The 22,940-nt window shown below is 55.6% G+C and carries 16 protein-coding genes; 4 read left to right on the top strand and 12 right to left on the bottom strand.

The window, feature by feature from the left end; genetic code table 11:
* Positions 1-14: 14 nt before the first annotated feature.
* A complete protein-coding gene (locus EKM95_RS01740) occupies positions 15-2,996 on the bottom strand; it encodes a glycoside hydrolase family 2 TIM barrel-domain containing protein (protein WP_164510041.1) in 2,982 nt (993 codons plus the stop codon).
* Between the two features lie 306 nt (positions 2,997-3,302).
* On the bottom strand, positions 3,303-4,130 hold the full coding sequence (locus EKM95_RS01735; RefSeq protein WP_125696110.1) for an AraC family transcriptional regulator: 828 nt from the start codon (positions 4,128-4,130) through the stop codon (positions 3,303-3,305).
* An 85-nt stretch (positions 4,131-4,215) separates the two neighbouring features.
* On the opposite strand from EKM95_RS01735, the gene EKM95_RS01730 reads away from it, so the two are divergent.
* Genes EKM95_RS01730 through EKM95_RS01715 form a run of 4 tightly spaced genes read left to right on the top strand, consistent with a single transcriptional unit; the run spans position 4,216 to position 7,017 of the window.
* On the top strand, positions 4,216-4,479 hold the full coding sequence (locus EKM95_RS01730; RefSeq protein ID WP_125696109.1) for a hypothetical protein: 264 nt from the start codon (positions 4,216-4,218) through the stop codon (positions 4,477-4,479).
* Between the two features lie 14 nt (positions 4,480-4,493).
* Positions 4,494-5,222 carry an ABC transporter ATP-binding protein gene (locus EKM95_RS01725; RefSeq protein WP_125696108.1) on the top strand — a complete coding sequence of 243 codons (729 nt, stop codon included), beginning with the start codon at positions 4,494-4,496 and terminating at the stop codon, positions 5,220-5,222.
* Complete coding sequence (locus EKM95_RS01720) at positions 5,212-6,357, top strand: ABC transporter permease (protein WP_125696107.1); 1,146 nt, start codon at positions 5,212-5,214, stop codon at positions 6,355-6,357. Before EKM95_RS01725 ends, EKM95_RS01720 begins: the two co-directional genes overlap by 11 nt.
* A gap of 18 nt (positions 6,358-6,375) precedes the next feature.
* The gene (locus tag EKM95_RS01715; protein ID WP_125696106.1) at positions 6,376-7,017 is read left to right on the top strand and encodes a TetR/AcrR family transcriptional regulator; all 642 of its coding nucleotides are present in this window, start codon (positions 6,376-6,378) and stop codon (positions 7,015-7,017) included.
* 622 nt (positions 7,018-7,639) lie between these two features.
* Here the strand turns inward: EKM95_RS01715 and EKM95_RS01710 are convergent.
* The 10 genes from EKM95_RS01710 to EKM95_RS01665 form a co-directional block, all read right to left on the bottom strand.
* Positions 7,640-7,993, bottom strand: coding sequence for a hypothetical protein (locus EKM95_RS01710; protein ID WP_125696105.1), 354 nt, complete (start codon positions 7,991-7,993; stop codon positions 7,640-7,642).
* Between the two features lie 28 nt (positions 7,994-8,021).
* Positions 8,022-9,497, bottom strand: coding sequence for a metallophosphoesterase family protein (locus EKM95_RS01705; protein WP_164510040.1), 1,476 nt, complete (start codon positions 9,495-9,497; stop codon positions 8,022-8,024).
* Positions 9,498-9,756: 259 nt separating this feature from the next.
* The gene (locus tag EKM95_RS01700; protein ID WP_125696103.1) at positions 9,757-11,226 is read right to left on the bottom strand and encodes an ABC transporter substrate-binding protein; all 1,470 of its coding nucleotides are present in this window, start codon (positions 11,224-11,226) and stop codon (positions 9,757-9,759) included.
* 238 nt (positions 11,227-11,464) lie between these two features.
* Positions 11,465-12,934, bottom strand: a complete 1,470-nt coding sequence (locus EKM95_RS01695) for a response regulator transcription factor (RefSeq protein ID WP_125696102.1) — start codon at positions 12,932-12,934, stop codon at positions 11,465-11,467.
* Positions 12,912-14,639 (bottom strand): sensor histidine kinase, encoded by a 1,728-nt coding sequence (locus tag EKM95_RS01690; RefSeq protein WP_125696101.1) that lies wholly within the window; start codon positions 14,637-14,639, stop codon positions 12,912-12,914. Before EKM95_RS01690 ends, EKM95_RS01695 begins: the two co-directional genes overlap by 23 nt.
* A gap of 119 nt (positions 14,640-14,758) precedes the next feature.
* Complete coding sequence (locus EKM95_RS01685) at positions 14,759-17,824, bottom strand: alpha-mannosidase (RefSeq protein WP_164510039.1); 3,066 nt, start codon at positions 17,822-17,824, stop codon at positions 14,759-14,761.
* 267 nt (positions 17,825-18,091) lie between these two features.
* On the bottom strand, positions 18,092-19,564 hold the full coding sequence (locus EKM95_RS01680) for an ABC transporter substrate-binding protein (RefSeq protein WP_125696099.1): 1,473 nt from the start codon (positions 19,562-19,564) through the stop codon (positions 18,092-18,094).
* A gap of 79 nt (positions 19,565-19,643) precedes the next feature.
* Entirely contained in the window at positions 19,644-20,561 is a 918-nt protein-coding gene (locus EKM95_RS01675; RefSeq protein WP_125696098.1) for a carbohydrate ABC transporter permease, read from the bottom strand.
* A 16-nt stretch (positions 20,562-20,577) separates the two neighbouring features.
* Complete coding sequence (locus EKM95_RS01670; RefSeq protein ID WP_225423116.1) at positions 20,578-21,558, bottom strand: ABC transporter permease; 981 nt, start codon at positions 21,556-21,558, stop codon at positions 20,578-20,580.
* A gap of 198 nt (positions 21,559-21,756) precedes the next feature.
* The gene (locus EKM95_RS01665) at positions 21,757-22,362 is read right to left on the bottom strand and encodes a YesL family protein (RefSeq protein ID WP_225423114.1); all 606 of its coding nucleotides are present in this window, start codon (positions 22,360-22,362) and stop codon (positions 21,757-21,759) included.
* Positions 22,363-22,940: the final 578 nt, after the last annotated feature.

Genomic DNA, 22,940 nt, shown 5'->3' with positions numbered 1-22,940 from the left:
TTTGAGGCCGTCGCTCACTGCCCGGCCGCCTCAAAGCGCAGCGTCCACTGCCAATCGATGGTTTCCGGCGTCAGTCGATACCGTTCCGGAAGCCGCGGACCACAGCTGTTTGAGCCGATGCCGGCCTGGGCAAAATCAAGGGTGAGAACCGTTTGCTCGGAAACAGGCAAATCGCGCCGGTTTTCCGCCCGAGTCAGTGTTTCCGCCGTGTATGGCAATACGCTGAATGAGGATGGCTGCGCGAATTGCGCCGTCATCACTTCCGCGCCAAGTCCCACCTGCACACACCAGGTATGGACATGACTGCCATTTTCCTGGGGACGTACATACGGCTCATAATTTTGCTGGGCATCGGTCTCAAACCAGCCCAACACACTGCCCTCCTGCTTATCGATATAGCTTTCGCGTGGACCTTTGCCAAAATAGTGCACCGGCTTGGCCCCGCCGCCCAGCGGCATCACCAGCCCAAACTGTGGCCATTCCGCCATTTCGTCATTGCGGACGACATGTACCGTTGCGCCAAGCGTGCCAGCAGCATCGATCGTCCACTCAGTTTTGATCGTCGCGATCCGCTGCTTGGATACCGCCGTCAGCCCAATGATTGCCGTGACGGTCACCTGGCCATCGCGCGCGTCGGCGGTCAACGCATCGCCCTTAAACAAGACACGGTCAAAGCCGTTGTCCTGCCACTCGTTTTTGATATTGCGATCATTGTCCGTCGGTGCCCGCCAGATCGTCCAGCGGCTCGGCCCGGCCAGCGTTTCACTGCCGCGACGCACCAAGGAAGTCGGCGTGCCGAAATGACGGTCGAAGCGATAGGCAAAATTCGGGCCGCTGACCGTGATCGTAAGTGGCGTTTCGGTGACCGTCAGCTTGCCGGTCGAGGCTGGCCCTGCCGGAAGCGTTGGCGCCGCATCCTGCAAGATGATCTGCTGCAAACCTAGTACTTCATTTGGCGTTGTCGCGTCTGGTGCGCCAAGCGCCCATTCCAGCGTGACCGGTACGCCAGCAGGAATCTGCACCGGAAAGTCAGCAGTTGTAGCCGTCAGCGGTGCCAAACCAGCCAAGTTGACCGCCTGCCACGCACCGGCGACGCCATCAGTGGTGACCCGCGCAAAACCCTGATAGCGCGCATCCGCCGAGGTAAACGCGAGCCGGTTGAACGCCGTCAGCTGGCCATTCTGCCAGGCTGTCAGTTGCACCGGCAAATGGACCGCCTGATATTCTTTCAGCCCGGTGTGCGGCGTACGGTCGGGATAGACCAACCCATCCATGCAGAAATTACCATCATTCGGCTCGTCGCCAAACTCACCGCCGTACCCATAGACTGGCGCCTCATCGACCGCATCCGGGTTCATCAACATGGCGTGGTCGCACCATTCCCACACAAAGGCCCCGACGAAATTGTCGTATTGCTGCATCAATTCATCATAGTGTTTGACACCGCCTGGGCCATTGCCCATCGCATGCGCATATTCGCATTGAAGCAGCGGAATCTTCGGGTGTTCCTTCAAGAAGGTCTCGCAGTCTTCAGGGCTCAGATACATCCGGCTGTAGCAATCCACCAACGGCAACGTCTGCGCTGGGTCTTTTTCAAACCGGCTGGAAAATTGTTCGTAGTGGCGGATACGGCTCGGGTCCGCTTGCTTCGTCCATTCAAGGGCGGCGGCAAAATTCTGCCCCCAACCAGACTCGTTGCCCATCGACCAGCCAAAGATCGACGTAAACAGATGGTCTGCCTTGACCATGCGTTGCACGCGATCAAGAAAGATTGGCTGATAGGCGGAATCGTCGGCGAGCTTATCGCCATCAGCGCCTGCGCCGACCAACGCCCCTGTGCCGTGGGTCTCAATATCCGCCTCGCTCAGCACATAAAAACCCATTTCATCGCAAAGCTCATAGAACCGCGGCGCCTTTGGATAATGTGAGGTGCGAATCGCGTTGACATGATGCGCCTTCATTAACTGCAAGTCGCGGCGCATTTCATTTTCCCCGATCGCCGCCCCCAGCCGCGGATCGCTATCATGATAATTGACACCGTAGAGCTTGACTGGCGTGCCATTAAGTACGAATTGGCCGTCTTGATGGACCCACTGGCGAAAACCGATGGCAAACGGAATCACTTCCGCACCCGCCGTAATTGTCAGGTGATACAACACCGGGTCTTCTGCATTCCAAAAGCGGCATCCAGTCACCTCGATCTGAGTGCTGGCATCCAGTGGCCCCTCCGCCACTTGCTGACCGTGATCATCCGTGAGCTGATACGAAGCAGCTCCGGCAAACTCAAAGCGTGTCATGACCAACCGGCCTATTTGTGTCACGGAATCGGTTGTGATCGTCCAGTCGAAATCGCCCAGATGCGTCTCCGGCCGTGTCAGCAAATACACCGACCGGAACAAGCCACTGACACGGAATTTGTCCTGATCCTCAAAATACGTGCCAACCGACCACTTTAACACCGCGATGGTGAGCAGGTTAGTTCCAGCCACGAGATGATCGGTCAGATCAAATTCACTGTTGGCATAGGAGACGGTGTCGTAGCCGACGAACTGATGATTGACGAAGACATACAGACAGCTGTCCTTGCCTTCGACGTTCAAATAAGCGCGATGCCCCGCAGTTGGCGTGTACGCAAACTGACGCTCATACACACCGATCGGGTTTTCGTCTGGGACATAGGGCGGATCATACGGAATCGGATAATTCACATTTGTATACTGATGCCGGTCATAACCCTGATTCTGCCAGTCGCTTGGCACCGGCGCCGTGGCCGTGAGAAGCGCGTCACCATTTTCCCAGAAGGTGGTTGGAAGCGCGGCGGCACTTGGAAAATAGCCAAACGCCCACTGGCCATCGAGCAAGCTGACCTGCGCCGATGCGGTCCGGTCACCGGTCGCGGCTGTTTCGACCGAGTCATATGGAATGTAATAGGCACGCGGCGGGCAGGTGTTCACCGTCAACGTGGTTGGATCTTCTGCCAAATTTAAGATCGTCATCTTCGCTACCTCCTGAGCATTTTGCCCCATTCGATCCCCATCAGTATAGCGGGCGGGCAAGACCGCTTCCATCTGTAAAACACGCCCATATCAGGCATTATGTTGCATGCCGCGTGGGGCTGGAACTGGCCAGTCACTTTTTTGCCTGGTTTTGGCTGAGCCGAACTATCTGCTCAGCCCTATACGCCCCGCTTTGCACCCTTTTTTAGTTGGGCGCCGCGGGGCAGGGCTGAGACAGATAGTCGGCCCGGTCGTTCGCTGGCTAAGTGCGCCATCAACCGCTCGGGCCGAACTATCTGCTCAGCCCTAAACGCCCCGCTTTGCACCCTTTTTTCGATAATCCCGTGGGGCGAGTTGGTAATGGGCCTTGAATTGTTTGGTGAAATGCAGCGCATCTCGGTACCCGGATTGGCTGGCGACCGTTTCGATCGACAGCTGGGTGGTCTCAAGGAGCTGTTGGGCATGCCCGAGGCGCAAACGCTGAAGATATTGTTGCGGGGACAGGCGCAGCTCCTTCATGAACAATTTGTATAGGTAACTGCGCGTGATATGAACCGAATCCGCCACATCCTGCACCGTGATCGGCTGCTCAAACGAGGCGTTCAGATAGGTCAACGCCCGCATCACCAACTGCGGATGCGGCGGCTGTTCAGGCTCCGTCAACCCCTCAGCCTCGCAGAACGCGGAGAAAAAGGCCGCCAGATCCCGCAGCCGCCGCAAGCTATCATCCCCCTGGCCAGCCGCGGGCATCCGTGCTTCGTTGAACCCCACCAAAAGCTTCCCAGCCACTTGCGGCATCTCGCCGATCCACCACCCCGCCGGCAGAACTGAATCCAAGTACCGCCCCGCCAGTTGGCCGCCAAACCCCAGCCAGCAATACTCCCAGGGGTCATCAAAGGCCGGCCAGTAGCTGACCTCAGTGCCACTTTTTAACAAAAAACATTGGCCGACGCGGACTTCATGCGTTTGTCCCGCCACCTTGAGATAGCCGCGACCCCGGACCACAAAATGAATGATGTGATCGCACTGAATGCGATACGCATAGCGATCCAGCGGCGTGCACCGCTGCCAGCCGCATTCCTGTGGGGCAAGATCGAGCTCACGCGCCGGAAACTTTTGCCATAACAGTTGCATGGTGCCCTCCGATAAGTCGATTTGTTTCCTGTTCGGGCCGACTATAGCACATCTACAACACACCCGGTGGAAGCGCTGTCCAATTGTGGAAAAAGTGGAGCTAAGTGCTTATAACAAGCATTCAAGAACCGGTCGCAAGTCATGGCCTGTTTTCGAAGACTCTGCCATGCCCAGCAAAGAAACGAAAGCGCTGATGTTGCGAAAAGGTTTGCTCGCCGCATTATTTGAGGTTGCGCTCTTGTTGTCGCTGACTATAATGAGTGAGTGGAAACTCACCAACGGGGTTTCAGCATCGAATATGATCGCATCTTATTATTTTCAACGCGGTGAGCGCGTGCTCGCCGCATGAAGGAGGCAACATCCATGGCAACTGTGATCAACGTGAGCCACCTCACGCAAGGCTATGGCAAGACAATCGTGCTTCATGACATTTCGCTTCAAGTGGCGCCAGGGCAGATTCTCGCCTTGATCGGTCCAAGTGGCGCAGGCAAGACAACGCTGGTCAGTTCGATCATGGGCATGCTGCGGCCAAAATCAGGCACAGTCGAGGTCTTGAATACGCCGATGCCCGATCGCGCACTATTGGCAAAGATCGGCTACATGGCGCAGACCGACGCCTTATATGACGAGCTGACCGGCCGCGAGAATCTGGCCTTTTTCGGCACGATGCAAGGCGTGCTGAAAATTGAATTGCAGCAGCGCATCCCACGCGCGGCGGGTGTTGTCGATCTCCAGGGTGATCTGGATAAGCCGCTCAAAGATTATTCAGGCGGAATGCGGCGACGGTTGTCCTTGGCCATCGCGCTGTTGGCCGATCCGCCATTACTGATTCTGGATGAGCCGACTGTTGGCATCGATCCGGAGCTTCGCCAACAGATCTGGGCGGAGCTCCACCGCATGGCTAAGCGCGGCATCACGATTTTATTAACGACTCACGTGATGGAAGACGCCGAAGAAGCCGATCAGGTGATGATGATTCGGCAGGGCGCCGCGATCGCCCAAGGGACGCCGGCCGCTTTGACGGCACAATACCATGTCGACTCGATCGAGCAAGTCTTTTTGCAGGCAGGGAGGAATCAGGATGCGCGTTAAAGGAATGATTCATCGCATTTTCACCGAGATGCTTCGAGACAAACGGACGCTGGCGCTGATGTTCCTCGGTCCCCTCTTGATCTTGACGCTGGTCTATTTTCTCTTCCAGGGGAACGGCACGCAGACCGCGAGCTTGCTGGTGAAAAATGTCGACCAGCCCCTGACCACGGCAATGAAAAATGACCACTTGAAACTAAAGCCCACCAGCGCATCAGGTAGTGCAAAATCGCAGATTCGCCAGCACGATGCAGCAGGCATGCTGGTGCAAACTGGCGACAAGCTCACGTTGACCCTGGCCAACAGTGACCAAAGCCAAAGCGCCATCCTCAAACAGAGCCTGCAACAAGCGCAGGTCAAGCTGAAAATGCAGACTGCGGCCGCCACGATCAAGACCCAAGCAGCCGCCCTCAAGCAGCTTCAAACAGCCCTCGCCAAGGCAACGGGCCAGGCTGGCATCAAAGGGGCCTCGCAACCGACGACCACCGAAAAAGGCGTCACGGTCAAAACCCATTACCTATATGGCGGGGCAGACGCGACCTATTTTGACACGCTTCTGCCAATTCTGCTGGGCTTTATCGTGTTTTTCTTTGTCTTCCTGATCTCCGGCATCGCACTGCTTCGCGAGCGCACGACTGGCACCTTGTATCGCCTGCTGGCAACGCCGGTGCGGCGCGGCGAGATCATTGCCGGGTACCTGGCCGGTTATGGCCTTTTCGCGGTGGTTCAAACGCTTTTGATCGTGCTCTATACGATCGGCGTCTTCAAAGTGCAGATCATCGGGAGTCTGTGGCTGGTCTTGCTGATCAATCTGTTGATGGCGGCCGTCGCCCTGACGATGGGGCTCTTCATTTCGACTTTTGCCGACTCCGAGTTTCAGATGATTCAGTTCATCCCCATCGTTGCCTTGCCACAGATCTTTTTCTCCGGCATCATCCCGGTCGCAACCATGCCTGGCTGGCTCCAGGTCGTCGCCCATGTCTTTCCGCTGTACTTTGGCGCCCAAAGCATGACCGCAGTGATCGAAAAAGGCGCGACCCTTTCGGCGATCGGCCCAAGCCTGCTGATCTTGCTCGGCTTTGCCCTCGTCTTCCTGGTGCTGAATGGGCAAACGATGAAACGCTACCGGCAAGTCTGACAAAGGAGTGGACGCACAATGAGTGAACTGGCAAAACTTTTTGATGAAACCGTCGCCGCAACTGATCTTTCTGAAAAACAAAAAGCGGTCCTGAAGGCAAGCCTGCAATTGTTTGCTGCCAAGGGATTCGACAATACCTCGACTGCGGACATCGCGGCCGCAGCCCACGTTTCAGAAGGCACCGTTTATAAACACTTCAAGACCAAAGACCAGTTGCTGGCGGCCGTCATGCGCCCCTTCGTGCGACAAGTGGTCCCGCGCGTCGCAGGGGACTTCATTGCCCGCATTCAAGGCCAAGCGGCGCCAGACTTTGCGACCTTTTTGCATTATGTGATCAAAGACCGCCTGGAATTTGCCCAGGAAAATCGGGCCGAGGCCAAAATATTTCTCGGTGAGCTGATGCATGACCAGGCCATGCTCAATATGCTTCTCAAGGACTTCCAGCAGGTCGCGCAAGGCCCGTTGACCGCGATCTTCCAGCACTATCAAGCGACTGGAGAAGTTGTCGATTGGCCGGTCGGCGAACTGTTTCGGACGTTTCTCGGGGTGATGGCCGGCCATGCGGTGCCACTGATCTTGATGCCGACGAACAAGTTTGACCTAGAGCGGGCGGCGGACGAAGCAACCGCTGTGCTCGTGCAAGGGCTGCGGCCGGCATAAAAAATAGGCGTCTCTCAGCAGGATCGCACGTTGCGATCTGTGAGAGACGCCTATTTCATTTGAGTTATCCGTTTGTAGCCCCGAAGAAATCAGGGCCGGCCACGACAAAGAGGCCCCGAAAGGCCCCATTTTTAACTTGATGCGATTACGTGACTGCAGTGCCCTATGTGACCGCCAGCACCTACCACTGGCGGGACCCTTTTCACCTTGGCGGGTAACGGCGATGGAACTGTCGCTACCTCTAGTCACTATAGTAGTAATGGTGACCGTCGTGGCTTTATACCACTTGAACTAAGTCAGCGGACCTCGCCCAAGTGGCCCCGGGAAAAGCTGATGATGCTCGGAACCCGGCGCACCGGGTGGATCTCCGAAAAATTGTACAGGAGAGCAGTAGGTTAGCAAGGCCTACACCTGCAATCGAGAATTCTACTTTATTTTATATAGTAAGCGGTTTCTTGTCAATCATCTGAACCGCTTGGCTCAAAGCTTCAGAGCGCCATAAGAACCGCGCCAAGACGCGGTTTCCATTCATCCACAGACAGTTGAGACCCCCAAAACGGTGAATCGTTCATTTTATTGGCGAATCGCCAACCCATTTTGGCGTTTGTATGACCAATGCGCCTCAGACAGACTTCCCTGAGCGCGCCAGCCAGCCCTCAGCCCCGATCAAGCCCGCAAACACCATACAGCATGCGGCAAGTGCAGTGCTCGCTGGCCACACGAGCCAAAGCATCAGTGCCGCGATAAACACCAGGCCGGCCATGATGAGCAGCGTGTGCACGTAATGGCCAAACGCCAGCGCGGCGCCCCCAGCAATGCTAAGCATCAACAGGACCAACAGTACGATCTCAATCGTCAGTTTCTCGGTTGCCCCCGCATAAGAGGCTTCCGTGACGGCGGCCAGCAGATTTGCCGCGATCAAAAATTCCGCGGCGAGGCCAAAGCCAAATTGAAGGAAACGTCGCGTAAATATCATCGAAAGGCTCCTTCCGTATCAAAGCGCATTAGTGCCCCATCGCTGCCAGTAAGTCTTTCATCAACGTCGCCAATTGCCCCGGCGTGGTGGTCGCATCCGCAAGTGCCAGGCGCGCCGGCATCAACGCACGCGTCAGCTGCGGTGTTTTCGTGAGCGCCTGGGCCTGGCTAACGGTCTGCTGCAACTGTGGCCGCTGATCGATCGGATAGCTAGTCGACAGGACCCACGCCAGCGCGTCCAGGGCCTCCTGCAGCGCCGCATCACTGTACCGGGCAAGTTGGCCCTGCATCCGCGCGAGCCGGTCTAGCGCCTCAAAACGGGCCGTTTTGGCGGCCGGCGTGTGCGGGGTCAACGCGGTCACTTTTTTCCCCGCTTCGATCAGCTGATCGAGATACAAGTCGCGAGTCGCAAATACGACCCCATCATGGGCAGCCGACCACGGCGCCGGCGTCTCGCGCTTTCCACCTGGCGCCGTTTCGATCAGCTCACGCATCGTCGTCTGGACGCCCGCGCCAAACAAGGGGGCCTCAAGCGCCTCCTCATCGGCATCCACGTCCTGCGCACTTTGCGAATACGTCGCTGTCAAAAGCGGCAGTGCGCAATCGAGCCAGTCGGTATCCGGCGCCTTTTGGCTCAGTGCATCCGCCCACACACTGCCCAACGTCCGCGCTGGCAGGGCCGCATCGAATGCCGGAAGCCGCTGGTCGTTGGCAAAATCCCAGGCGGCAAGCGTCAGGTGCGCGTCATCCAGCGTCACCTCGTAGCCGCACCCTGCGCTGTGCAGGCCAGCCTTGGCGCGACCGTACGCCGGCGTGTCGATGCACGTCGCATAGGCGCGCGGAATGACCTCGGCCACGCCAAACGCGTTGTGGATGTGCCCACTGAAGAAAAACGTGTCCGGGTGCCGCCGCAACACATCCTTGAGCAGGGCATCCTGCTGACCTGTCCCGCCGTATAGATCCGACAGCCGATGCGTATCGTTCAATGGCTCATGCAAAAACACGAGGTGCGGGCCGGCCTCTTCTGCCAACTGCCGGTCCAGCCAATTGAGGGTCGCGGCTGGCAAATAAACGGCATCCTTCAACCCTTTTTCCGTATTCAGGAAGATCAGTCGCGCGGACCCTGCGCGCAACGTGTACGACAGGCCTTGCCGCTCGCTGATGGGCGCGTTCGCCAGGAACCGCAGGAAAAATGGGGCCGCCACTTGATGAAAATGCTGCGGATCCTCCTCTTGCATGTTCGTCCACTCAAAATTGCGGGGGCCGCGCACATCATGGTTGCCCAGGGTCAGCGCGAAATCCAGCCGGTCGGAAAAATCGTCGAGCACCTCGGCAAACGCCTGATACTCCACTGGGTCTCCGGTGTTCGTCAGATCCCCGTTGATCACCACCAGCGGCCGGCCCGCTTGCTTGCTGATCGTCTCCAGGCCGCGTCGCAGCGCCGCCTGGCTGGCCGAATCTGTTGTCAGATGCGTATCCGCTAATAGGAAAAAATGTGTCTGCATGAGTCGATTTCCTTTCTTTGCCATCACTGTCTAAGAACGAGTTGCGAATCGTCTTGCGCTTCTATTTTGCACGGATCTGCCGCTCAGTCAAAGTGAAATGGGGAAATTTGGAGAAGATGGCGACGATTTTTGCGGCTCTCGCGCCCGAGCCAAGTTAGCCACTCAGACCTAAGCGCCCCGCTCCGCATCCTACAACAAAAAGCACGCCTCTTGGGGGTCCATCCAGAGGCGTGCTCGTTTCGCTGTTACCAGTCAGCGATTATTTGGCTGCGAGGAATTTGTCGTATTGGCTCTGCAATTCCTTGGCAACGGTATCCCAGCCAGCTGTCTTCAGCTCAGCGTTCATCTTGTTGATCGTCGGAACAGGATCCGCGGTACCTGTGTTGATGATATCCGAGTACTTGCTCATGACGTTCGCGATGTTGGTCAGTTCCGTCTTGTACTTATCAAGGTTCGGCATGAAGCCCAAGTCAGCGGCTTCTGGGGTATCCTTGATACTTTGATCGCGTTCCTCGATCTGCTTGTCAGTAACACTGTCAAGCGTGTAGAGGTTGCGGTTGTTACCGGTCATCCAAGCGCCGTAGTAGGTGTTTTGCTTGTAGCCAGGCAGGGTCTTGATCTTGCCCTTGGCCTTGTCAGTGAACTCCCACTGCTTGCCTTCAATGCCCCAGACCATCGTGTTGATGATCTTCTTGTTGGTGTTGATCGCGTTGAGGACCTCGACCGCTTCCTTCTTGTGCTTGGAAGCCTTGGAGATCACATACAGCGCCATCTGTGCGTCAGCCGTGCTCTTGTACGGCTGGGAGATCTGCTTGGTGACAACTGGCTTGCCACCGCGGGCGTTCAAGATCGCCGTGTCGCCATAATCGAATGGGCCGGTGGTCTCGATGCGGCCGAACCAGGTGTCGTCAGCCAGCGAGTACTGTGTGGTCGATGTTGCGGCATCCCGTGGGACATAGCCCTTTTGGTACCATTCATGCAAGGTCGCCAAGTTCTTGCGCATGATGTCCAGGTTGTAAGGATTTTGAACCTTGGTGTCCTTGCCGCTTTGGTCAACGACGAATGGATAGCCATTGGAAAGTGGGTAGGACCAGCCTGGTGTCGGGGCGTGGTAGCCCTTCACGATCGCCATCGGGTTGACACTTGGGTCAGCCTTCTTGAACGCGGCCATTGCGTCGGTCGCGGTCTGCAGCGAGTCGACATTGTCCACATTGATGTTGTACTTATCCGTGAACGTGCCGTTGAAGACCAGCTTCTCTTGTGAAAAGACGTTGGCGTTGGTCGGGAAACCATAGATCTTGCCATCCAGGGTCACGCCTTTCCAGTAAGCTGGGTCGATCTCGTCATATGCCTTGGACGCATATTTCTTGATCAATTCAGTCATATCGGCAAAGCCGCCTTTTTGCGCATTTGCGGAATAGCTGTTCGCAAACGCAAGGTCAAAACCATCACCGGATGTCAGCATCACAGAGAACTTTTGGCCATAATCCCCCCAAGAGATCGGCTTGATCTGTAATTCGACATTCGGATACTGTTTTTGAATCTCCTTGTTGACGATCTTCATCATTTCGGTGGAGTTCGTCAGCGGATCGCCAGGACGATACATCGTGACAACGACCTTCTTGGACGAAGACCCGCTGCCTGAAGAACTGTTGTTGCCGCATGCTGCCAGTGTGACGGCACAGACAGCCGCCGCACTCAAAGCCAAACCTTTACGCCACATACTCATAACAATTTCCCCCTAAAAAACAAATTTGGTGTAGACCCTCCAAACAATTATTAATATGCGCCATGAAAGCGGTTTCGTCAAGTGATTGGACTCGAAACGCCACGAACCGGCCACATTCTTCACCATTTTCACATCGTGGCCTAATTTTCATAAGTCCTTAACCATTAACGAATAAATCTGTAATTAAAAAACAGCGTATACATTGGTATACACTGTTTTGTTTCTCATATTTGAGGGGTCAGTCGGCCGTGCCGTTGTCTGCGGCCGCTCGATATTCGCGAGGCGACATGCCAGTCTGTTGCTTGAAAAGTTTGTAGAAATAGCTTGGCGTCTGGTAGCCGACCCGCTCTGCGATCTGATTGACGTCCTCGCCTGAGTTGCGCAATAGGTCGATGGCGATGCTCATGCGCCAGTCGTTCAGATACTGAGAAAAGCTGCGGCCGACTTCCTGTTTGAATAATTGGCCTAGGTAAACGGCGTTCAAATGAAGCTCATCGGCGACCTCCGCCAAGGTCAGCGGTTCGCCGTAGCGTTCCTGGATCAGCCGGCGCATGGCCAGCACATTGCGCGAGTAGCGGCGATCACTTTCCTGGGCGGCGCGCTGGGCGATGTCGACCAGAATCTCGGTCAGCTTGGTCACCGTCTGCGCCTGATTGATGGCGTTGATCGCCGCGGGTTTGCGCTCGCTGGCCGTCCCTTTTTCACTGATCACCAGCAGGACGATCATCGCGAATTGGCGGGTGAAGGCCACGGTGGCGTTTAGTTCCTTGAGTGTTTCAAGCTGTTCGACGAGCCATTTCTTGAAGGCCACCGGATCCAGTGGGCCAAGCGTTTCGCGCAGCTCGGAAAAACCGGGCAGCGTCGGCATCGCCTCGGTTTCCTCGGGCCTTGGCAGCCGGCGCAGGCCCGCATTGGTCTCGAAGAAATACTGCCGGGCGATCTCCCCGCGCATGGTGTGGTACGCCTCTGTCAGGGTGGTCATGTTCGACACGGTCGGTCCGATCAATTCCGGCCGGCGCGTCGAGGAGATCGGCTGCGGGGCTTCGTTGATGAAGGCGTTGAGCTGGTTGTCATCCCCTTGAAACAGGATGATGAAGTCCTGGCCCTCGCGGAAAAAGCCGGGGACCGCTGCCTGTTCCTGCAAAAAATCCACCAGATCCGTCGGCGGCAATGGATTCAGGACCGCGATCAGGCGCACCGGCGCGGCGGGATTGGTGAAGACGATCTCGAGTCTTTTCAACAGGTCGTGTGCACTGCCGGGGTCGGTGCCGGCCACCAGCGCGCGCATTTCGGCCTGAGCCGCAAGCGTTGCGTTGTGATCGCTGGCCTGCCGCTCGTCGATGCGCTTGAGCGCCGCCTCGAGCGCCGTCACCAATTCCTCAGTGTCAACGGGCTTGCTGAGGTAATTCACCGCGTGCTGCTGCAGGCCCGCACGCACGTAATCAAAGTCGGCGTAACCGGAGATCACGATCAGTTCCATGTCCGGCTGCAATTTTTTTGCCTTGGCCACAAAGGTCGGGCCGTCCAGCTCGGGCATGTTCATGTCTGACAACAGGATGTCCACCGGATTCTCGGCCAACCAATCAAGCGCCTTGAGCGGATTCTGCTCGGTCTTCACGATAGTCAGGCCGAGGCGCGCCCAGTCGATCAATTTCGGCAGGCCGCGCAACAACATGTATTCGTCATCAACGATCATTACTTTTTTCATCGTGGCCTCCTTTGTCGGCAGCGGGGTCGCGGAATTGAATCGTGGTCTGGACCCCTCTCAACCCGTCGCTGGTCATAAACATATTAAAGCTATCACCGAAATAATCGGCGAGTCGTGAATAAACATTTTGAATTCCGATCGACGTGCTCTGGTCCCCGGCCAGCGGTTCCTTCATCCGTTTGTTGAGGCTTTGGACCTCATCCAGCGCCAGCGGTTTGCCGTTGTTGGCGATGCTGATGGTGATCAGGTCGCCTTCCCGCCAGGACTTGATGCGAATCACGTTGTCGCCGCGCGAGAAGTCGACGCCATGCACGAAATAATTTTCAACTAACGGCTGGAAGCTGAACTTCGGAATGCTCAGTGCCGCAATCGTTGGGTCCACCGTGATCTGGTAGGCCAAGCGGTCTGGAAAACGCACCTGATACAGGAACACATATTTGTCGATGAAATCCAATTCGTGCTGAATCGTCGTCAGCGGTGAAAAATCGGTGTTATTTCGCAGCAGGGCGGCAAAATTATACACGACATTGGCCAGCTCCGGCTGATCGGCATCCAGCGCGGCCATGCGAATATATTCCAGGGTGTTGGACATGAAATGCGGATTGATCTGTGCCTGCAGAGCCTTGATATTGGCCTCCTGCTGGGCGATCCGCAGCTGGTAGATCGTATAAATATATTGATCGATGTCACCGAGCATCCGGTTGATGCCATCGCCGAGCTCGCTGAGGTCGGATTGATCCACCGTGACCGGCACCCGCGCCTTGAGATCGCCGTTGCCCACTGTTTTTACCGTGGCCAAGATCGTGTTGAGCTGGACCCGGTACCGGCCAAACGTGACCCACAGCAGCGCACTGAGCAGCGCCAGCACAAACAGGCCGAGCAAGGCGATGGACGCGACCCGCCAGAACATGAGGGCGCGCATGCCACTGCGGCTGACCACAAAGATCAAGGTAAACTCATTGGGCAGCTCCTTTTTCTCGACAGTGAAGTCGTGGAGCTTGCCGAAATCGTCGTTTTTGGCGGCCTTGGTCGCCAGCGCGCGCTCATTTTTATCCACCGAGCTGTCGCTAAAGTGGTTGACCAACACGCCGCTATTGTTGAGGACCAGCACCTGCAAATGCGCCCGGGCGTCGATTGCGGCGAGCTGCTGATCCAGCGTGCTGCGGTCATAATCGATGCCCAGGGTGCCATCGATCGTCGCGTCGGTCGGATTGATCAGGCTCGTGGAAAAATCGGGACTGACGGTCTGGTTCGTGAGCAGCTGGCCCTCTTTTTTCTTCTGGGTGGCCACAAACACCTGGCCCGCTTTGGCCTTCGTCACATTCAGCGTCAGGGTCAGCCGTTTGACCTCGGGATGCTGCATCATGAACGTCGAGGATTCGTTGGACCAATTGTAATACTGGCCCTCCCCTTGGCTCTGGGTGATCGCATATTGCGCGTAGGCGGCCGGTGATAGGGCAAAATACTGCGCGATATTCGTCAACCGGCGGCCATCCGAGGTGATATTTGCGGCGTAGTCATCAGCGATGGTTTGGTAGCGGGTCACCGTTTCGGTCGCGCGCTGCGTTGCCATGTTTTCCGCTTGTTCCAGCGACGATTGGTAACTGCTGACCGAGCTGACGATGCCAACGGTGGTGATGCCCAAGCCCAAAACGAGCAGCACCACGGTATAGATCTGCATCAATCGTCGAAAATTGAGTTTCATCCCGGTCGCCTCCTGTCCCCTCAGTTTACCACACCAAAAGACGAGCCTCGCCGCGAGATTTCGCGGCGGAGCCCGCCTTTGAGAGTGCAGTCAAAACGTGTTTCTTCTATTATATAGGCTTACTTTTGGAAAGTGATCTTAACTGTCTGTATTTCAAATGGCTTAAACGGCACGGTGACCGACCGGCCGTCTTCGCTGATGATCAGTGGGGTCTGCTCGTTTTCCAGCAAGTCGCAGATGGCAGCGCTGGCCAGCGGTTTGGTGAAGGTCCAGGTCGCCTGGCTTGCGGCGTCCGTGAATTCGTAGCCGCGCAGGATGGTGGCGTCGCTGTCCTCCGCGACCTTGATGGTGTCGATCAGGATATCATCCTTGTCGCAGGTGACAAACGGCGCGGTCTCGCTGGCCGCATAACCTTGCCAGACGATCGGCTGGTTGTTCAGCGCGAGCGCGGCCTGCATCGTGCCGGCCTGCACCCAATCGCCGGCATGCGGCATCAAGGTGTAAGTGAAGTGATCCGCGCCAGTATCGGCTTCCGAATCCGGCATCGTCGGGCAGCGGTGCAGCGACAGGCCGAGATGCTGATAGGCGGCATCATAGCCATACTTCGCGTCGGTCAAAATACTCAGGCCATAGCCGCGATCGGAGAGATCCGCCCACAGCTGGGCCGGCACCTCGAATTTGGCCTGTTCCCATGAGGTGTTCTTGTTGACCGGGCGCTTGAGGGTCCCGAACTGAATGTCATACGTCGCGCTGTCGGCGTTCACATCCACCGCGTTTTCGCTGCGCAGGAGCATGTGGTCGTCGTGCCAGTCAAGATCCGTTTCGACCGCGATCCGTGTGGTGCCATGGGTGAAGTGCCAGCGCTGATCGATCAGCGATTGACCGAAGCGGCGAACGATGTGCAGGACATCCTCCAGCGGGCCGCGGCTGGCGATCGTCGCGCTAACGACGTCGCTGACCGGCCAGGACTTCGCGTGATACGTGCTGTCGATATTCCACGCGTCATATTCCGTCGGCAGGTCCTGGTAGACGACGAGCTCATTGAGCTTACCGCCCGCCGGCACAACCTCGCGCCCGGCGTGTTTGTCGATCAGGCTGGTGATGGCAAAATTCGTATCAAACGTGACCGCCAGATCCGCGGTCTCAAACGACGGCCCAAGAGGCTCTTCTGCTGGCAGGTCCGCGGCCGCTTCAGAGCCAGTCGTGATCGTCGTCATGGAAAATGGCGCGGCGGCTGGCACCCGCACCAGCGCCTGTTTGTCGGACAGATGCTGCACCGGCAGCGGCTTGCCCGCCGCGTTGGCCGTTTGCGTCAGCGAAAGCGGCAGGACCACATCCATGTTGCGCGTTTCGCCAAGCGGATTGTACAGCGTGATGGCATCCGTCTGGGCGGTCAGGTGATCCGTCGCAACAGCGGTCAGGATCTTGTCCAGCTCGGCGAAGCCCTTGGCGTAATCCTTGTCCGTTTGATCGTACACTTCTTTGATCGAACTGCCAGGCAAAACGTCGTGGAACTGGTTCATCATGGTGCGCTCCCAAATGTCATCGAGCGTTTCGTGATGGGCGGCCGCTCCCGGCACGGTGGCCAACAGCTTCTCGGTGGCGGACAAAAGCGCCTCGATGGCCCGGTTGTTGTGTTTATTTTTCGCAAGGCTTGTGAAGACGCCGCGGTGGAACTCAAAATACATTTCACCCATCCAGGTCGGCACTTCGCCGGGGTGTTCAGCGAGCTGGGCGGCCAGGTGGTCGAAGTATTCGGCGGCGCCAGCGTTTTTGATGCGCGGCATGCCGGCGATCCCCTGCTTGAACCGCTTGAGGTATTCCATCATCTCGGCAGTCGGGCCGCCCCCGCCATCGCCCCAGCCGTACGCGACCAAAACGGAGTCGGAGACGTCTTTTTGCCGGTACTTGTCCCAAGTCTTCTTGAGGACATTCGGGGTAACAAGGCCGGAATAGGTTGAGTACCACTCGTTGAGGCTCCAGAATTCGGAGATGGTGTTGATGATGTGAGCGACGACCTTGGAGCCGTCGATGCCTTGCCAGTAAAAACTGGTGTCGGGCCAGATGTTCGTGTCGTTCCAGGCGAGCTTGGTCGTCATGAAATAATCCACGCCGGCTTTTTTCATGATCTGCGGCAAGGCGCCGGTGTAGCCAAACGCATCCGGCAGCCAAAGCACGCGCGAGTCGAGGTCAAATTCCTTCTTGAAGAACCGCTTACCGTACAAGATCTGGCGGACCAGGGACTCCCCGGATGGTAGATTGGTGTCAGGCTCGACCCACATGGCCCCCTCTGGCTCCCAGCGGCCGTCCTTGACCGCCTGCTTGATCTGGGCGTACTCCTCGGGATATTTTTCCTTGATCCACTTGTAGAGCTGCGGCGAGCTGTGCATGAACTGAAAATCGGGATACTGCTTCATCAGATTCAGCACGGTCGCCCAGCTGCGGTTGGCTTTTTCGACGGTCTGGCGAATCGGCCAGAGCCACGCCATATCGATATGCGTGTGGCCAATCGCGTAGATCGTCCCGTTTTTCGCATCCGGCGCCTCGTCGAGTTGGCTGTGCAACAGGTCAGACGCCTGGCGCAGACTCTGCTCGTAGTCATCCGAATACGGCGCGCGCAGATCGACAAGATTGGCCGCCGCCTCCAGCGCGCGGTGGTAGCGATTGTCCAGATTATCGTCGCTGTCGACATTTTGCCAGCAGCCCAGATACGTCATGAAGTCAAAATAAGTCGTCCAGCTCTGTTCATCCAGCCAAAACGCCTCGATGTCGACCGGAAACTGCTTGTCGTCGCGCCCGGCATAGATCTGCAGGCGCAGGTCGATCTGATCGTCGACCACCCAGCTCGACTCAACGCGCGTGGTGCGGTGATTGACGTCCAGGCCTTGGACCAGCTCATCGCCGATAAATAATTTCATCTGCGGATTACGACTATTGTCATCGTTGTAGCCGCGCGTCGCAATCGACAGCGCATAATGGCGGCTCGCATCGTAATCGGGCAGCGGCACCGTGGCGGTCATATCGTAATTACCATCGGCCTTGCCAAAATAGTCCCCGGCATGATAGTCGCGGGTGGGTATATCGCCGCCAACCGTTGCCTTGGAAAAAGGATAATGCGCGCGCTGAATGTTGTCCTTCAGCGCTTCCGCGATGCGGGAAATTCGTTTAAAACTCGCTTCGTTCATATTTGGCCTCCAGAAATTTGGAAAATTGAGAAGTGAAATGGGTCTGTATCTTGTCTTGCGGTGCAGGGCGCGGCTCCGCACCCTTTTCATAGCCGGGCTCCGCCTCGCATGGTCGGAGCGTCTAGCAGTCTCGTGCACTCGATGGCCAAGTGCGCCATCAAGCGCCCGAGCCAAGCTAGACGTCCGCCCATCCCACGAGCCTCCGCACCCTCAAAAAAAAGGCATCGATGTCAGCCATCGATACCTTTTGATTAGGGAGGCACTTAGTTACTTGCTTGCAAGGAATGCGTCATACTGCTTTTGCAGGGACTTTTGTACTTTATCCCAGCCCGCAGCCTTGAGTTCCTTGTCCATCTGTTTAACGGTCGTTGTCGGATCGGCAGTCCCGGTGTTCAGAATGTCAGCGTACTTGCTCATGACGTTCGACACGTTGGTCAGCTCGGTCTTCACATCATCCGTTGTCGGGTTGAAGCCCAGCGTTGCGGAGTCCTTGGCAGACTTGATGGAGCTGTCGCGGGTCGCAATGTCGTCAGGTGTGATGTTGGACTTGGTGTAAAGCAGACGGTTGTTACCGGTCAGCCATGCGCCAAGCGCCTTGGTTGCATCGTAACCTTTAAGCGTTTCGATCTGGCCGTTTGCCTTGTTCGTGAACTTCCACTGCTGGCCTTCAACACCCCATACCAGGATGTTTTCGAGCTTCTTGTCAGTGTTGATCGCGTTCATGACTTGCATGGCTTCCTTCTTGTGGTTGGAAGTCTTGCTCATGACATAAACGGCCATCTGTGCATCAGAAGTCTGCTTGTAAGCATCGGTGAACTTGTTGACAATAATGTCCTTGCCGTTCGCCGCCGTCTTCAACGCATTGTTACCATAGTCGAATGGGCCGACCGTCTGGTTCTGAACGAACCAGGTGTCATCCGCCGCATTGTAAGTGGTGGAAGAGGTCGCGGCATCCTTTGGCAGGTAGCCGGCTTGGTAATACTTGTGCAGCGTCTTCATGTCGTCCATCATTTCCTTGGTGTCATACTGGTTGACGACCTTGGTGGACTTGCCCGAAGCGTCGATCGCAAATGGGAAGTTGTTCCCCAGCGGATAAGACATTGCCTTCAGGGAGATACGTGCGCCCTTGACCAGTGGGAAGGCCACGACGTTCGGGTTCTTTTCGTGGAATTCTTTCAAAACTGGCTCGAGTGACTGATACGAATCAACTTTGGAAACGTCGATGCCGTACTTCTTGGTGAAGGTCGGGTTGAAGACGAAAGCCTGCTGAGAAAAGACGTTGGCGTTGGTTGGGAAACCATAGATCTTGCCATCGACTTTGACACCTTGCCAGTACGCAGGGTCGATCGCGTCATAAGCTTCCTTGGCGTTGTCCTTGATCAATGAGGTCAAGTCCTGGAAAACACCTTTGGACGCATTGGCTGCGTAATCCTGAGAAAAGGCCAAGTCGTAGGATTCACCAGAAGTGACCATGACGTTGAACTTCTGGCCATAATCGCCCCAGTCGATCTGCTTGATCTTCAGTTCGATGTTCGGATACTTCTTTTGAAGTTCCTTGTTCGCGGCGGCCATCAGCTTTGTTTCGTTCTGAATGCCACTGCCTGGTTGGATCATCGTCACAACGGTCTTGCTGCTGCTTCCCCCGTTGCTGCTACTGCTACCGTTGCTACCGCAAGCTGCCAGCAAAATGGCACTGGCGGAAGCGGCGGCGATCATCAAAACACGCTTAGAATAATGCATGAATGAACCCCTCCGTGGATTTATTTAAAACTGGACAAACTTTTCATAACGCCTGGAACACTAGATTAGGTAAAACGGATCAACCCTTGACCCCGCCAATGGTCATGCCTTTGACGAAGTACTTCTGGAAGAATGGGTAGGTCAATGCAATTGGCAAGGTCGCCACAACTACGACCGCAAACTGCATGGATTCCGTTGGGAGCTGGGATGCGATCTGGGCAGCGCCGCCCTGAGCGGCTTGCTGCGACAGAATCTGAATGTTGTTTTGAATTTTGACCAGCAAGTACTGCAACGGAATGATGTTACTGGAACTCGTATACAGCAGGGCGTTGAACCAATCGTTCCAGTAGCCGAGCGTCGTGAACAAGGAAATGGTCGCGATGCCAGGTACCGCAAGCGGCACAACGATGCTGCGGAAGGTGCGGAACTCGGATGCCCCATCCATCCGGGCACTTTCGATGATTGCTTCAGGAACAGATGTCTTGAAGAACGTCCGCATAATCAAAACGTTCCAGACAGAGAAACTCATCGGCAAGATCAAGGCCCAGATATTATCTGACAAGTTCAACATCTTGGTGACGACCAAGTAAGTCGGCACCATGCCAGGTGTGAACAGCATGGAGATCAGGGCAAAAACGGTAAAGAACCGAGCAAAGTGGAAGTTCGGCCGGGAGATCGCATACGCGTAAGTCGAAACGAACGTGGAGTTGATGATGGTCCCGACGATGGTAACAAACAAGGTGACACCCAGGGACGTCATGAGCTGGCCGCCCATGCTGCCGAGGTATTCGTAAGCGCCAAACGACCAGTGTTTTGGCCAGAATTGGTAGCCGTACAAGGTGATGTCGCTTTCCTTGGTCAGTGACAAAACAACGATGAACAGGAATGGTGCCACACAGCTGATCGCAAAGAGGGCTAAGAAAATGTTGAAGAACACGTTGGTTCCGTAGCTAAATTTGCGAATCTCTTCTGAAGTAATGTGCCTTTTTTTCCGCAAAACGTGTCCCTCCCCTCTAGAACAATGCGGCGTCTGGCTGACGCTTGCGAACGATCAAGTTGGTGATGATGATCAGCGCGGCCCCGACAACGGACTGAACCAGCCCAGCGGCGGTCGACATGCCGATATCATTGGTGGTGGTCAACGCACGGTAGATGTAGGTATCAAACGTCTGCGTGACATTGATCAAGGTCCCGGATGTTCGTGGCAACAAGTAGAACAGCCCGAAGTCGGAACGGAAGATCCCGCCGATGTTCAAGATCAGCATCAACGTCGCAACTGGCATGATATGTGGCAGTGTGACGTTGCGGATCTGTTGCCACTTGTTGGCACCATCGATCATCGCGGCGTCATAGTATGACGGGTCGATCCCGCTGGCAGTGGCGAAGTAGAGAATACTGTTGTAGCCGATGCCCTTCCAAACACCCATAAAGATGATGATGAAAGGCCAGAACTGCGGCGCGTTGTAGAAGTCGATCGCGGTCCCACCGCCACCAGTGATCCAGTGGTTGATGATCCCTTTGTCCGTGCTCAGGAAGGCATAAACGAAGTATGCCAGGATGGCCCAAGACAAGAAGTACGGGAACAGCATCGATGTTTGATAAACGCGCAGCGCCCGGTGGTTACGCAGCTGACTCATAACGATCCCAAAGAAGATCGCGAAGAAGAAATTTAATAGCAGGAATGTCAGACTGTACCCGACGGTGTTACGCAAGACCAGCATGAAATCCGCTGACTTGAAGAAAAATTCAAAGTTCTTGAACCCGACAAACGGACTGGTGAGCAAGCTCCAGAGGAACCCCTTTTCCGAATATTGGAAGTTCTGGAATGCGACGATGTTGGCGAACACTGGAATGTAGAAAAAGATGATCAGGAACAATGTCCCAGGCAAAACGAACAACAGATAGGTCTTGTTTTCGTTGACCTTTTGGAAAAAGCTCTTCTTCTTTTTCTTGGTCCGTACCGGTGCTTGTTCAATAGCGGCACTATTTTCCACGTTGACCCTCCCCCTTACTTAACTGATAACGGTTACATTGTAAAAAACGGTTGTTCCGATGCCAATATACATATTTAAGAGATTAGTGTCCAAATTAAAGTCTCGGAAGTTTCAAAAGTGTCGCAACCCGGAAACACAGGGCTTTGGCGGACGCCTCCGGACAACAAAAAAACGGGCATCGCGGCCCGTTTTAGTGACTTACTTGACTTGTTTGTCGACAAACTTGTACCACTTCGTCGACATGTACGAGGTCCAGACCAATACGCCTGGCACACTGAGGAACAGAATCAGGCCCGACCATTTGGCACTGACCACGATGATGATGATCAGCCCCGTCCAGAACAGCAAGAGCCGTGGAAAACTGGCGAAAAATTGGCCCGCCGCCAAGCGCAGCGCTGGTTTGAAGCTCACATCATAATGGCTGTGCACTCCGTTGAGGAACAGCCAGAGACTGACGACCAACAGCAGCGCGAAAATGAGAATGAAGGTAATGACCAGCATCCAGATCACTTTCAGCTGCAGAGCGAGATAGAGGTTATACCCCAAGATCGCGCCGACCGCCGCAAAGCCCCAGAATTCCAGGTTAGCTTGCTTGAACACTTTTTTATAAACGGCCCAGACATCTTTGAAATGATACTGCCGGTATTCCCACTGGTTCTGGTCGAACACCTCGGCGATCGCGCGATACGCCGGCCCGATGCCGAGTACGACCACCCCGCACAAGGTGAAGACCCAGAAGAAGAGGCTGAGCATCAGCATGACATAGACTTTGATAAAAATATTTTGTGAGGCCTTCCCGATCACGAGCGGCACCATCCTTTATTTCGATTTGCCTTTCCAGTGTAGCACAGCCTTTCAAGTCCCCGACCGAAAAAGTTGCGGCGGCCCCGCCAAATCAGTCCAAAGCCTGAGAGACAAATACCCGCGTCACAAGGCGCCACCCATCGCGTGCAAAAATGGACCCGCAGCAGATTCCACGGCGCGTGCCTCCCGTTGACGCATCCCGTGCCACAATGAATAATTTGTTTTTATTTAGCCAAATACGATGGTGGAAAATTCATTTCACGCCGGGTTAATGGTCAAAATCAGGAAAACTGTTCATTATCGCAAAGATACTGAACAGATCATGCATAAACGTCAACCCCCGAGATCGGAATCCCAAATATTTCTTACGAATGTTGACGGAAATTCCCATTAAAAACCAGTTGACGTATCCGCTTACATCGGTTATACTGATCTCGACACTGAGAGGCGTGGAGGAGCTGGCCACGAGTTCTCTCCCAGCGTCGGTCAGTCCGGCGGGAACCAACCCGCGACCCACCCCGAGCGACGCAATGACGGTTACCTGCAGTAAGGGAGTAACCCAAAGGGCTTAAACGGAC

Origin of the sequence: Lacticaseibacillus yichunensis, from assembly GCF_003946405.1 — a bacterium.
GTDB lineage: Bacteria > Bacillota > Bacilli > Lactobacillales > Lactobacillaceae > Lacticaseibacillus > Lacticaseibacillus yichunensis.
Note: the sequence above shows the minus strand (reverse complement) of the source record. Positions and strands in the feature narration are given on the sequence as shown.